Raw genomic sequence first — 13,501 nt, 5'->3', positions numbered from 1 at the left:
GAGTTACTTCGTTTCTGATTCGCTCTTGTCGGAGGAAGAACTTTTCGCGAGCTCAGCTAGTTTCTGCAGGAGAATATGTTGTGGCATATGCATGAGATGTTCTAAAGGTACTTTAAGCTGTTCCGCTAACTTCACAGCTGTTTCAGGAGAAATTTGCAACGGTTTCATTAGTAAGAAATCACCCATCCTGTTCCGATTTAGTCCGAAGGAACTATACATAATTGAAGCATACTTTTTGAAGAGAAGCAATGAGGAAGATGCGGATAGTTGGCGAATGACGAACGGATATGATTTAATTAAAAGTGGAAAGGATAGGTGATCGCATTGTTAACATTACCTCTTAATCAAACATGGAATCTTGAAACATTTTTCCCTGGAGGAAGTGACTCTCCTGCATTCGCTGCACACCTGAAGAAGCTTCAGGAATCGATTGCATCTTTTCAAGAGCAAGTTCGTCATACGGCTTCCCCGGAAAGCGTGGAGGACACAGCGCAACTAGCACAATTGATTGAATTGCTTCAGCACAATGTGATGCATATTCATGAGGCTGATTCCTTCGTGGGTTGCTTGCAGGCGGATAATCAGAAGGACAAAAAAGCACCTGTACTCAGTGGACAAGTGAAAAGCTTATATGCCGAGCATTTATCGTCCCTCACACATTTTGATCAGATTCTGACAGGTGTGCCAGATCAGGTCTGGGGAGCGATACTACAGCAAGAGCCTTTTCAAGCTATTGCCTTTTCATTGGATGAGCGACGCTCACTAGCTAAAGAAAAACTCCCGCCAGAACAAGAGGCGTTAATTAATGATTTGGCCGTAGACGGCTATCATGGGTGGAGCGATTTGTACAATTCGACCGTAGGTCAATTCAGCATGGCTGTTGAAGTCGATGGCAAGCAAGTTGAATTATCGGCGGGTCAAGCCTTTAATAAGCTGCATACGGAGAATCGCGAAGAACGTCTAGATCTATTTGATAAATGGGAGCAGGCTTGGACGAATAAAGAGGAATACTGTGCAGAAGCATTGAATCACTTGGCTGGCTTCCGTCTTCAGGTTTATAAGGCAAGAGGCTGGAAAAGCATACATAAAGAACCGCTAGCGATCAATCGGATGGAAGAAAAAACATTGAACGTGATGTGGGACGTCATTGACCGTAATAAAGGTCTTTTCGTGGAATATCTCAATCGAAAAGCGAAGCTGCTTGGGGTTGACAAGCTGGCATGGGTTGACGTCGATGCGCCGCTTGGCGATTCATCCAAGAAGATTTCCTATGATGAGGGTGCGAGTCTGATCATTGATCAGTTCAAGCAATTTAGTCCGAAGCTTGCTGCCTTCTCAGCGGAAGCTTTCGAGAAGCGCTGGATCGAAGCAGAAGACCGTCCTGGTAAGCGCCCTGGCGGCTTCTGTACGTCATTCCCGCTAGCGGGTGAGACACGTATCTTCATGACGTACGGCGGAACGCTAAACAACGTCTCTACGCTCGCTCACGAGCTTGGGCATGGCTATCATCAGCATGTGATGACGGATATGCCGGCTCTGGCGCAAGAGTATGCGATGAACGTGGCAGAAACCGCATCTACCTTTGCTGAGATGATCGTAGCGGATGCTGTCGTGAAGAGTGCTTCGACAGATGATGAGCGCATTGTTCTGCTCGAGGATAAAATCCAGCGGGCTATCGCGTTCTTCATGAACATTCATGCGCGGTTTATTTTTGAGACGAACTTCTACGCGGAACGCAGTCAAGGCTTAGTCAGTGTGGAGCGCCTTAATGAGCTCATGGTTGATGCTCAAAAGCTCGCTTACAAAGATGCATTGAGCAGCTATCATCCGCATTTCTGGGCAGCTAAGCTGCACTTCTATGCGACGGATGTGCCGTTCTACAATTTCCCGTATACCTTCGGATACATGTTCTCTGCAGGTATTTACGCCAGAGCTGTGCAGGAAGGCGCGTCCTTCGAAGACAAGTACATCTCACTGCTTAGAGATACGGGCAGCATGAATGTAGAAGAACTTGCGAAAAAACATCTCGGCGTGGATCTGACAGAGCCAGATTTCTGGCAAAGCGCCGTGGATATGGCAGCACAAGACGTGAAGCAATTCATGGAACTAACGGAATCGAAAGTTCGCGTTTAGGCTATTTGCAAAGAAAAACAGCCCCTCGGAGAAGGTCTCGAGGGGCTGTTTCCTTTATGTATTAAAGTTTAAATATCTGAATCGTCTGCTGCAGTTGGGTCACTACCCGCGTCATTTCTTCCGCTTGTGTAACGATGCCCTGCACCGTTGAAATTTGCTCATTCATCGAAGCGGACACTTCTTGCGTACCAGCCGCGGATTCTTCTGTAATGGCTGAAATATTTTCCATGGCAGCAGCAATTTGTCCTGAGCTTTGAAGCATGCTTTCGCTCTCTTCAGCGAAGCGTGTTATCTCTTCCGAGATAAAGCCGACGCTGCCAACAATCTCAGCAAATACAATTTCGGTTTGATCGATCAAGACGGTCTGCTTCTTAACGACATCTTCGTTCACTTGAATGCTGCGAATGGCATCTTGGATCCCTTGTTCAATGCTCTTAACGAAGCCGAATACTTCACGTGTTAGGGAAGTCGATTCTTCAGCGAGCTTACGCACTTCTTGAGCTACGACGGCAAAACCACGTCCATGCTCACCAGCTCTAGCTGCCTCAATGGATGCGTTAAGGGACAAGAGGTTCGTTTGTTCAGCAATCTCGGAGATGGACCGAGTTACATTCGTAATACCAGCTGCTTGGCGAGCAAGCATAGCAATTGTATCTGAAACCTGTTTAGTTACTTCTACATTTCGTTTCATGCCGACGCCTTGGCTCTCAACCGATGTGCGTCCTTTTTCAACGAGGGTCATCATTTGATCCGAACGGTGTTTCATTTCTTGGGCAGATCCAGCATAATTGACAATTTTCACTTCAATATCTTTGGACGTGATGGAAACGCCTGAAATCTCCTCGGAGATTTGTCCCGCACCTGCTGCAAGCTCATGGGCCGAAATACTCACTTGTTCAAGAACCGTGCGGAAGCTTTCATTTTTCACATAGATATCACGACTTGTCTGGAAGACCTGTTTCGAAATAGTCCCTGTATCACGTAGAATATCGCGAAGCTTGTCAATCATCTTGTTAAAAGATTGACCTAGTTGACCTAGGGAATCGTCACTTGTGATTGCTACTTTTTGGGAGAAATCACCTTTGGAGATGTTGAGCGCAATACGAGAGATATCTGCAATAGGTTCTGTCAATTGAGCTTCAAACCAACGAATGAACGGAAAACTTCCTGCTAGAATAATTACTAGGAAAATAATGCCGAGTAAGCGGTTCCAGTCTGAGGCGAAAGTTACAATTAACATAAAAAGAGAGTTTAAACCAATTAGTGCAAAACAACCAAGTTGTAGTTTCTTTCTAAACGATAAGGATGAGATTTGTTCCAATCCGACCGACTCCTCTGCAAAATTTGTTAACATATGGAGAATATTATTAAGCATATTCGAAAATTATATCACTGAACTTGGAAACATTCTACAGTTTTTCGACATGAAACGTTCAGTATTTACAAAGAAAATTGACATTTTCATTGCTTGAATATAAAGAATATAGTGAATTTTTCAAATATTGGGAATTAACTGTTGAATTATGTAAAATCAGTGGGTATAATGGGACTACAGTCACAAAAAATTCACATAATTTATAAATAAAAGTAATTTAAGGAGTTGTAGCACAAAGATGGATCATTTTACACTCGCGAGACAAATTGATGTGGTATTTCGAAAGATCAAAGAAGAGCTTTCGCATATGAACTCCGGCACTGTATTTGTTCATATTCGAAACAACGAGATTGGGAAATTTGGCATTAAACACCTGCCGTTTGAAGGCACAGAAGGTGCATTGTCAGCGGTAGAAAATGTGGGGCTGACGGAGTTACAATTTCAATCTTTCCGTCAGATGGCGATAGAGTCATTGAAGCGTAAGAAGAGCTGGACGCATGGGGAAATTTTGTTTGATTTCGCGGTAAGAAGAAATGTCATTTCCGTTAGTGTAAGTCTAGAAAGCAATTATAATATGGCTACATACGCAAGAACGATTTAGCACTTATACCGTTATAAAAGAAGAACCCCTATCACAATTGTGATTGGGGTTCTTTTGTTAGCAGGATGCGACCCTTGCCATACGGAATGCACATTGGTGTTCCGAAGATCGGATCGGTGGTCACTTGGCAATCCATATCGAATACCTCACGCAGCAAGGAAGCATTGACAATGTCCTCTGGCTTGCCTTCGGCATAAATAGCGCCTTTTTTGATGCTGACAATGTGGTGAGCATAGCGACAAGCTAGATTAATGTCATGAAGGACCATGACAATTGTACGTTGTTCTCGCTCGTTCAGTTCGAATAGTAAGTCCAGTACCTCAATCTGATGCGTAAGATCTAGATAGGTGGTTGGCTCATCTAGGAGCAAGGTAGGTGTATCTTGAGCTAAGGTCATTGCAATCCATGCGCGCTGGCGTTGTCCACCAGAGAGTGAATCTACAGTGCGATCGGCAACCTCTAACATATCGGTAAGCTCAAGAGCCTTCATGACCTTGTTCTCATCCTCTTCACTCCATTGCTGCAGCCAGCTTTGATACGGATATCGTCCCTGTTTGACGAGTTGTCTGACGGTGAGGCCTTCTGGTGCTACAGGCCCTTGAGGCAGGATGGCCATCCGTCTAGCGACTTCTTTCGTAGACAGCTTAGCGATCTCATGGCTGTCTAGTAAGATGCTCCCTGAGGTCGGTTTCATGAGTCTGGCCAGCGAGCGCAGCAACGTTGATTTCCCACAGCCATTGCTACCGATAAAAACAGTTATTTTTCCCTTTGGGATTTGTACATCTAAGCTTTGAAAAATAGTTGTTTCTCCATATGTCAAGCGAAGCGATTGGGCTTCGAGAGCTGGGTCTAAGGTTGTCATGAACTTGTTCTCCTTTGTCGTAGACATGGCTTAACCGCGATTTCTACTTCGATATAGGACATAGATGAAAATGGGGGCACCGATTGCTGCCGTGAAAACACCTGCTGGAATGTCGAGCGGTTTGAATAGGAAACGACCCGCTAAGTCAGCAAGCAATAGCAGCAGGGAGCCAGTTAAAGCAGAGACAGGTATCAAAGAGCCGAAGCTAGGACCAACTAGCTTACGTGAAATATGTGGGGCCATAAGCCCGATGAAGCCGATGGCTCCACCAAATGCAACAGCAGCTCCAGACAAGGCAACACTGAGCATAATTAAGAGGAATCTTTGACGTTGAACACGACTACCGACACTCATCGCGATGTCTTCACCTAGGGATTGCACGGTAATATGCCGCGCACAGATGAAGATGACCGGGATCAAAACAATAACCCAGGGTAACAAGGGATACACAGCTTTGGTCCACGATACACCGTAAATGCTGCCCGTCATGAAAGTAAGTGATTGCTGAGCAAGCACAATAGGGCCTGTAAGCATTAAGAGATAGGAGATTGCACTCATCGCAGCTGTAAGCCCCGTTCCAATAAGTACGAGTCGCAGCGGAGTTATGCCATTTTTCCATGAAAACAAGTACACCAGCAAGGTTGCAACGAATGCACCTAGAATAGCGGCGACAGGCAGCCAATGAATGCTAAGTTTATCTGAGAAAAAGAAGAAAAACGAAACAGCACCGAGCGATGCCCCGCCTGTTGTACCAATCGTATCCGGTGAGGTTAGCGGATTGCGGACGATCCCTTGCAGAATTGCACCAGCGACGCCTAACGATGCACCGATTAGTACGGCCATAATGACACGTGGTAGGCGCAAGGTTCGCACAATCATTGTACTGGAACCCTCTCCATTGCCAAATACAGCGCGTACAACATCCAATGGTTTAATCGTAATACTGCCGACACCTGTACTTATAATCATCATGAGGATGACGGCAAGTAATAGAGATAGAGTGATGATAATGGCTTTTTTGCTTATTAAAAAAGAGTAACTTTGGCTCCGGATTGTCACATCACGCTTGGTAGTGCTCATTTCAAGAGTCCCCCTTTGCGCGCGATATAAATAAAGAACGGAACGCCGAGAATCGCTGTCATAACGCCGACATGAACTTCTTTTGGCATAATAATAAATCGAGCACCAATATCAGCGCTTACCAAGAGGATACCTCCAAGCACGGCGCAATAAGGAATAACCCATCGATAATCAATGCCTACTAGGAAACGGACAATATGTGGAATCATGAGACCGACGAAAACGATGGGACCCGCAACAGCGACGGAACCGCCAGCAAGAATGACAATAATAATTGCAGTGATTACTTTTATGTAAACGGTTTGTTGTCCAAGCCCTTTGGCAATGTCGTCACCCATCGATAGCACATTAATATGAGGAGATAATACGATGGCGCCGATCCAAGCAAGCAGCATATACGGGTATACAGACTGCAGCATGGCCATGGTACGTCCTTCTACGGAACCAACAAGCCAGTATAAAACTTGCTCAAAAGCTTTGCCATTACCTAGAAGAATGCCTTGTGTTAGAGAAGCGAAGAATGCTGTCATCGCTGCACCGGCGAGCGTGATCTTCATAGGAGTTAAGCCATCGCGTCCTAGTGACCCAAGCGCATAGACCAATGTAGCACTCACGGCAGCACCCAAAAAAGCAATCCAGGTAAATTGCGATAGGCCGGATACGTTGAAAAAGCTAATCGCGATAACAATGGCAAATGCAGCTCCTGAATTAATGCCGAAAATACTCGGCGAAGCGAGAGGATTTCGAGTCATCGCTTGCATGAGGGCACCGGCAACTGCCAAACTGCCGCCAACGAGTGCGGCAATTAATGCTCTAGGGATTCGTACGGTTTGAATGATAATTGATTCATTCGTTGGTTTATCAGATGGATTAAATGAAGTGATGATTTGATCCCAGGAATACGTTTTGAGGCCAAATCGGACACTACTGAGCATTAATGCGATGAGCACACAGGTTGCAGCCAATAAACCAATGCTCTTATAAATACGAGAGAGACGTTCTGTCGTCGTTGTGGCATGCATGTTGGATGGTTACCCTCTTTCTTTCTACCTTTCATAGTACCTTTCTTGCTTCATTTATTTTAAAGATAACCGTACTTGAAGTCAACGATTATGAGAATCATTATCAAAAGTATTGACAAATAAGGCTAGATTCTAGTAGTATGTGCTAGAGAATGAGAATCGTTATCACGATAATTCACCTAGGGGGAACTAAATTAATATGTTTAGTACAAATCGTCGCAAAATTGGAAGAGCGTGGGCTTTGCTAGCATGTCTCTTTGTATTTAGTATGATCGTAACCGCATGTGGGGGCAAAGCAGACACGCAAACATCCTCTGCTTCTGCAGCGCCGCAAGCAACAGCCAAATCGGATGCTCCTCGTACAATTAAGCATGCTATGGGAGAAACAGCCGTTCCTGCTAATCCGAAACGTGTAGTTATTTTGACAAATGAAGGAACAGAAGCTTTGCTTGCGCTTGGTATTAAACCGGTTGGCGCTGTTGAATCTTTTTATGGCAACCCATGGTTTGACCATTTCAAAGCGGACATGCAAGGTGTTACAACAGTTGGCGTTGAAGGACAACCCAATCTGGAAGTCATCGCATCACTTAAACCTGATCTAATTATTGGTAATAAGCTTCGTCAAGAGAAAGTGTATGAGCAATTGAAAGCCATCGCACCAACGGTGTTCTCTGAAACACTTCGCGGCGAATGGAAAAACAACTTCAGTCTATATGCGGACGCTTTGAATAAAAAAGCCGAAGGCGATAAAGTCATTTCCGATTACGATAAACGTATTAATGATTTCAAATCCAAAGCAGGCGACAAGTTGAAAGAAAAGATTGCAGTTGTCCGGTTTATGGGCGGTAAAACAAGATATTACTATGATGATATGTTCTCAGGCGTAGTCTTCAAGCAGCTTGGATTCGCACGTTCGGATGCTAAGAGTGCTGAGAAATCTTTCGAAGACATTACGAAAGAACGTTTAACAGAACTGGATAATGCAGATCGCGTCTTCTACTTTACGTATGAAATCGGTGATGGCAAAGGGAATAAACAAGAGCAAGAGTGGATGAACGATCCGCTATGGAAAAACCTGAAAGTAGTCAAAGACAATAAATTGGTCAAAGTAAACGATGCAACTTGGAACACAGGCGGCGGAGTGAGATCGGCTAACATCATGTTGGATGATTTGTACAAAATCTACGACATTAAATAATGTAAAAAAGGGCTTTCACCGAGTATCTACCCGGATGAAGGCCCTTTTGTTGCTTAAGTATTTTGGATCGAAATTATCTGCTGAATTTATTGCTTGTACCAGCAAGTTGTTGCTCAGCAATTTGAACGAGACGACGAGTGATGCTGCCTCCGATAGAACCTGTGTCATAAGACGTCATGTAGCCGTAGTAGCCATCTTGAGGAATTTGGATGCCCAATTCTTGAGCAACTTCATACTTCAATTGGTCTAGTGCTGATGAAGCTTGAGGAACTACCAAGGAGTTACTGCTGCGAGATTGTCCTGTAGCCATCTGATATCACCTCCAGTAATAGGTAGTATGAACAGTTTTGTTAATATTACTCATTATTTTTTTGGGAATTTTAGCCTTTTTTTAAAAGCTCAAAAGCAGGAATGTTTCGTCTTTGTTATAATGGAAGAATGACGTCGGGAAAGCGGGGAGAAAGCATGTTTGAATTAGCGATTAAGGGCTGGTCTTTAGATAAAGATTTACAAATTATTCAGGCGGACGTTCACATGTCTGTGGAAGATAGTCTACTTATCGAAGAACCTTTATGCATAGATGTTGGACTGCCGGCTTTGTTATACAGCGCGTTGCATGATAGCGCACCCAACCGTTTTGCCCCAGCAGATCAATGGGAGCGGATGCCGTTCTTCGTCTGTGGCTGCGGCGACCCCGAGTGCAGAGGGTTCTCCTTTGTTGTACGTCATTTGGAAGGGGAGCAGCTGGAGCTTTCGTCTGTAGAAGAGCGCACGAATGGAACGTACCGCGAACTTGAGACGCATGTCATTCCTGCTCTTGAATACCGTCAGCAGCTTGTTGACATTGGCGAGACGTATCTGCGATTTATAGCTGAGTTGGATTACCGGCCCTATTTCCAGGATACAGTGAAAGTCGTCGAAGAGCTTGTCGCACAATTACATCTTAAATTACGGAGTGAATGATATGGCGTCATCAGTGAAATTTTATGTGGTTTGGGTAGGGCACAAGCCAGGTGTTTACCGTTCGTGGGCCGAATGCCAAGCTCAGACCAATGGCTATCCACAAGCGAAATTCAAGTCTTATGAGTCTGAAAATGAAGCCCGCCAAGCACTTGAGAAGGGCTGGCAAAAGTCGCTTAATTTTGCTGCGAAAGGAACTGGCACTCAAGCTGCAGGTAAAAAGTCTGCGACTCCAGAATCTGCGCCTGAGGTCGATTATGATAGTATTTCTGTAGACGTAGGCTGCTCAGGAAATCCAGGAATTGTGGAGTACAAGGGGGTAGATACGCGGACTGGCGAAATCATTTTCTATCAAGGACCGATTTCGAAAGGGACGAATAATCTAGGGGAGTTTCTTGCCATCGTACATGGACTGGCCTACTTAAAGAAAAAGGGAAGTAATCAAACCATTTATACCGATTCGGTGACTGCACTGAGCTGGATTCGCAAGAAAGAAGTATCGACTAATTTAGTTCGGGATACATCAACGGAAGAAATTTGGACATTAGTGGATCGCGCATTGAAATGGCTGCATACGAATACGTACACGAATAAAATCGCCAAGTGGGATACGAAAAAGTGGGGCGAGATTAAAGCAGATTTTGGCAGGAAGTAAATGGATGAATCGTGTTTGTGAGTTGCTGGCAAGCTGATTTAGAATTACTTTGATGCGTTATCACACTAAAGGGAGAAATATTGCGAGAAGTGTGGTATGATAGTTTCATTGTTTTCATAACAGATATGAATTCTAGGAGGAATCAAGTATGGCACATCCAAAACAGCGCAGTGACATGATTAAAAAAGGTTTTGACCGCGCACCGCACCGTAGCTTACTACGTGCAGCTGGCGTTAAAGAGGAAGATTTCGGCAAGCCGTTTATCGCGGTTTGTAACTCTTATATAGACATTATTCCTGGACATGTTCACTTGCAAGAATTCGGTAAGCTCGTGAAAGAAGCGATTCGCGAAGCAGGCGGGGTTCCTTTCGAGTTCAACACGATCGGGGTTGACGATGGAATTGCGATGGGTCATATCGGGATGCGTTATTCCTTGCCAAGCCGTGAAATTATTGCGGATTCCTTGGAAACGGTAGTAAACGCGCACTGGTTTGATGGTATGGTGTGTATTCCTAACTGTGACAAAATTACACCAGGTATGATCATGGGTGCCCTGCGCGTTAACATCCCAACGATGTTAGTAAGTGGTGGACCGATGAAAGCTGGTAAAGATAAAAACGGTAAATCCATTTCCCTTTCTTCCGTATTTGAAGGCGTTGGTGCTTTCCAAGCGGGTAAATTGGATGAAGCGGGTCTGGAAGAGCTTGAACAATATGGTTGTCCAACTTGTGGATCATGCTCCGGTATGTTCACAGCAAACTCAATGAACTGTCTTGCAGAAGGTCTTGGATTGGCTATGCCAGGTAACGGTACAATTCTTGCTGTTGCTGAAGAGCGTAAACAATTCGTTAAAGATTGTGCAAAACAACTGATGGTTCTAATCGAAAAAGACATCAAGCCGCGTGATATCGTAACGATTGATGCGATTGATAATGCATTTGCTTTAGATATGGCGATGGGTGGTTCCACGAACACAGTTCTTCACACATTGGCAATCGCGGCAGAAGCGGGTATCGAGTATCCAATCGCTCGTATTAACGAAGTAGCAGAGCGCGTTCCTCACCTTGCGAAAATTGCTCCAGCTTCCGATTACCACATTGAAGATGTGCATTTGGCAGGCGGTGTGAGTGCGGTAATTAATGAGTTGCTCAAAAAACCAGGTGCTTTCAACGGTGATTGTCTATCCGTTACGGCGCAGACACTTCGCGAGAACGTGGCTGGACGTGAAATTCAGAACTTTGACGTGATTCGTCCACTTACGAACCCGCATAGTGAGCGTGGCGGTTTGGCAGTTCTGTTCGGTAACTTGGCTCCTGAAGGAAGTATCGTAAAAGTTGGTGCAGTTGATAAGTCCGTTGGTGGACGTCACGTAGGCCCAGCGATTTGCTTTGACTCCCAAGACGAAGCATTGTATGGTATCGCAAATGGCAAAGTAAAAGAAGGACACGTTGTTGTCATTCGTTATGAAGGACCAAAAGGTGGACCTGGTATGCCAGAAATGTTGGCACCAACGTCACAAATCGTTGGTATGGGTCTTGGCGCGAAAGTAGCTTTGATCACAGATGGACGTTTCTCCGGAGCATCCCGCGGTATCTCACTAGGACACATGTCCCCAGAAGCTGCTGAAGGTGGACCACTGGCTTTCGTACATGATGGCGACATCATCGACGTAGACATGGATGGACGCAAAATCGAATTGCAAATCAGCGATGAAGAGTTTGCTAAACGTCGTGAGTCATGGGCTGGATTCCAACAGAAGATTACTTCTGGTTACTTGGCTCGTTATACCAAAATGGTAACGAATGCAAGTGCTGGCGCGATTTTGAAAATCTAATTTTTTGCAAAATAAAGGCCCTATCCGACTTGTGTCGGGTAGGGCTTTTTGTGCGACTAATGGATGTGGAACATGTTATATTCACTATCCCCTCAGCTCAGTTTTTCTAATGCAAGCTGTGGGGGGATGGTCACTGATGCTACCATCATGTGAGCACTATCCCCTAAGCTCAGTTTCTCTAACGCAAGCTGTGGGGGGATGGTCACTGATGCTACCATCATGTGAGCACTATCCCCTAAGCTCAGTTTTTCTAACGCAAGCTTTGGGGAGCGTGGTCACTGATGCTACCATCATATGGGCACTATCCCCTAAGCTCAGTTTAGCCTTCATGGAACTGACAACCTGAGCGAAAGGGATAGTGGCCATAGATTTAGTTCTCGTGACACTGCACGTAACTTGGGTATGTGGTATGTTCCCATTCAAGTCAGAAAAAAATGCATAAACAGAAGCGATCCACTCAAGACTGTTATCCCCACGACGATCGACAAGGTAAGGACGAAACGTGCCTTGAAGATCGATAGCATCATCAAGGTGCTCTTCACATCGATCATCGGGCCGAACACTAGGAAAGCGAGCAGAGAGCCCGGTGAGAACGATTTGGCGAAGGAGGCAGCTACAAAAGCGTCTGTCGTTGAGCATAGCGAGAGCAGGTACGCGAAGCCCATCATGAACACATGCGAGAAGAAGGCGCCTTGGCCGATGGCGCTCAGGCTATCCTGTGCCACGAATGTCTGAATTAGCGCGGTCAGCAGCGCACCTAACATTAAGTACTTGCTCATCTCGAAGAGCTCGGAGGAGCCGTGACTGATCATCGTCATGACGCGACTTTCACCGTGAGCGTGGTTGTGACCATGATGATCGTGCTGGTGTCCGTGATCATGATGTTGATGCACATGGTTATGCTCGTGCTTGTGATCATGATCATGGCTATGATGATCATGTTGGTGAGCATGACCATGTGTCTTGCTTGCAGCCGGCTCAATTGGATGGCGCAATGGATTGCTTTTGAGGAAGCGCGTGAGCAGGAAGCCAATCACAAGCGCAACGCCAAAAGTGAGCCCCATGCGTGAGTAGGCCATGGCTGGGTCGCCTTGGAAAGCCATCCACGTGGAAGCGAAAACGATGGGGTTAAGGATGGGGCCGACTAGAATGAAAATGACGGCGATGTAGACAGGCATCCCTTTGCGCATCAGTCTACGGACGAAAGGGATCATGCCACACTCACAAAGGGGAAACATAATGCCTAGCACACAGGCAAATAATATGCCCCCGAGAGGGTGTTTTGGTGTCATTCGCTGAATGACGCCCTCAGGAATGAAGTTTTCTACGATCGTAGACAGCAGTACGCCGAGAATCATGAAGGGAAGGGCGTCTAAGAAGATGTCCAGAAAAGCCATAAACACTTGGCTGATTGGCTCCATGATCATCCCCAGAGGGGGGAGTTGTCTTGTTGTCACGATCAGAAACAAGAGAAATACGCAAATCACCGTGGAAACGGGAAGGCTCCATCGGTATAGAGTTGAGGACAATGCATTGACACCCCTTTGCCGCAAGGATTGGTATGTATCTATCCTATGTACATGCTAGGCTATCTAGGACAATGTCCTCGATTGACATTGATCTTTAAGGGTGTATAATAATAGAAAATCAATTGCGATGATAGGAACAAGTACGTTTGTTTTTTTTTCGTTTCTCAGAGAGCCGGTGGTTGGTGCGAACCGGTGAAACAAGCAAACCGAATGGATCCTTGAGCTTGAAGCTGAACGCTGTGTAGAATCACC

The 13,501-nt window shown here is 45.4% G+C and carries 13 protein-coding genes and 1 other annotated feature (1 of these 14 running past the window's edge); of the genes, 6 read left to right on the top strand and 7 right to left on the bottom strand.

The genetic code is table 11. The annotated features are described in order from the left end of the window. Positions 1-3: 3 nt before the first annotated feature. Complete coding sequence (locus J2736_RS26215) at positions 4-168, bottom strand: YycC family protein (protein ID WP_310501543.1); 165 nt, start codon at positions 166-168, stop codon at positions 4-6. Between the two features lie 156 nt (positions 169-324). On the opposite strand from J2736_RS26215, the gene J2736_RS26210 reads away from it, so the two are divergent. Next, complete coding sequence (locus tag J2736_RS26210) at positions 325-2,133, top strand: M3 family oligoendopeptidase (protein WP_310501542.1); 1,809 nt, start codon at positions 325-327, stop codon at positions 2,131-2,133. Between the two features lie 61 nt (positions 2,134-2,194). Here the strand turns inward: J2736_RS26210 and J2736_RS26205 are convergent, their stop codons facing one another. Then, on the bottom strand, positions 2,195-3,454 hold the full coding sequence (locus J2736_RS26205; protein ID WP_310501541.1) for a methyl-accepting chemotaxis protein: 1,260 nt from the start codon (positions 3,452-3,454) through the stop codon (positions 2,195-2,197). A 292-nt stretch (positions 3,455-3,746) separates the two neighbouring features. On the opposite strand from J2736_RS26205, the gene J2736_RS26200 reads away from it, so the two are divergent. After that, positions 3,747-4,109: an O-methyltransferase gene (locus J2736_RS26200; RefSeq protein WP_310501540.1), complete on the top strand. Its 363-nt coding sequence runs from the start codon at positions 3,747-3,749 to the stop codon at positions 4,107-4,109. A gap of 31 nt (positions 4,110-4,140) precedes the next feature. Here J2736_RS26200 and J2736_RS26195 read toward each other — a convergent pair whose 3' ends face one another. The 3 genes from J2736_RS26195 to J2736_RS26185 are packed head-to-tail and all read right to left on the bottom strand — an operon-like array spanning position 4,141 to position 7,073. Beyond that, entirely contained in the window at positions 4,141-4,971 is an 831-nt protein-coding gene (locus J2736_RS26195; RefSeq protein WP_310501539.1) for an ABC transporter ATP-binding protein, read from the bottom strand. Positions 4,972-5,001: 30 nt separating this feature from the next. Continuing rightward, the gene (locus J2736_RS26190) at positions 5,002-6,051 is read right to left on the bottom strand and encodes a FecCD family ABC transporter permease (RefSeq protein ID WP_310501538.1); all 1,050 of its coding nucleotides are present in this window, start codon (positions 6,049-6,051) and stop codon (positions 5,002-5,004) included. Continuing rightward, complete coding sequence (locus J2736_RS26185) at positions 6,048-7,073, bottom strand: FecCD family ABC transporter permease (protein WP_310501537.1); 1,026 nt, start codon at positions 7,071-7,073, stop codon at positions 6,048-6,050. The genes J2736_RS26190 and J2736_RS26185 overlap by 4 nt, the downstream gene beginning before the upstream one ends. Positions 7,074-7,272: 199 nt before the next feature. Here J2736_RS26185 and J2736_RS26180 point away from each other — a divergent pair, with 199 nt between their 5' ends. Then, a complete protein-coding gene (locus tag J2736_RS26180; protein ID WP_310501536.1) occupies positions 7,273-8,271 on the top strand; it encodes an ABC transporter substrate-binding protein in 999 nt (332 codons plus the stop codon). A gap of 73 nt (positions 8,272-8,344) precedes the next feature. On the opposite strand, the gene J2736_RS26175 is transcribed toward J2736_RS26180, so the two are convergent. Next, positions 8,345-8,581 (bottom strand): alpha/beta-type small acid-soluble spore protein, encoded by a 237-nt coding sequence (locus J2736_RS26175; protein WP_056613391.1) that lies wholly within the window; start codon positions 8,579-8,581, stop codon positions 8,345-8,347. A gap of 155 nt (positions 8,582-8,736) precedes the next feature. On the opposite strand from J2736_RS26175, the gene J2736_RS26170 reads away from it, so the two are divergent. The 3 genes from J2736_RS26170 to ilvD all read left to right on the top strand — a co-directional run bounded on the left by J2736_RS26170 (position 8,737) and on the right by ilvD (position 11,720). Further along, positions 8,737-9,234, top strand: coding sequence for a hypothetical protein (locus J2736_RS26170; protein ID WP_310501535.1), 498 nt, complete (start codon positions 8,737-8,739; stop codon positions 9,232-9,234). A gap of 1 nt (position 9,235) precedes the next feature. Then, the gene (rnhA, locus tag J2736_RS26165; protein ID WP_310501534.1) at positions 9,236-9,886 is read left to right on the top strand and encodes a ribonuclease H; all 651 of its coding nucleotides are present in this window, start codon (positions 9,236-9,238) and stop codon (positions 9,884-9,886) included. 148 nt (positions 9,887-10,034) lie between these two features. Continuing rightward, the gene (ilvD, locus tag J2736_RS26160) at positions 10,035-11,720 is read left to right on the top strand and encodes a dihydroxy-acid dehydratase (RefSeq protein WP_068668162.1); all 1,686 of its coding nucleotides are present in this window, start codon (positions 10,035-10,037) and stop codon (positions 11,718-11,720) included. 419 nt (positions 11,721-12,139) lie between these two features. Here ilvD and J2736_RS26155 read toward each other — a convergent pair whose 3' ends face one another. After that, on the bottom strand, positions 12,140-13,141 hold the full coding sequence (locus J2736_RS26155) for a permease (RefSeq protein WP_310501533.1): 1,002 nt from the start codon (positions 13,139-13,141) through the stop codon (positions 12,140-12,142). A 226-nt stretch (positions 13,142-13,367) separates the two neighbouring features. Continuing rightward, positions 13,368-13,501: a binding site (T-box leader), on the top strand; it runs 142 nt beyond the window's last position.

The sequence above is a fragment of the Paenibacillus qinlingensis genome (genome assembly GCF_031455095.1).
GTDB classification, from domain to species: Bacteria; Bacillota; Bacilli; order Paenibacillales; family NBRC-103111; genus Paenibacillus_E; species Paenibacillus_E qinlingensis_A.
The sequence above is the reverse complement of the archived record's forward strand: the minus strand, read 5'-3'. Positions and strand labels throughout refer to the sequence as shown.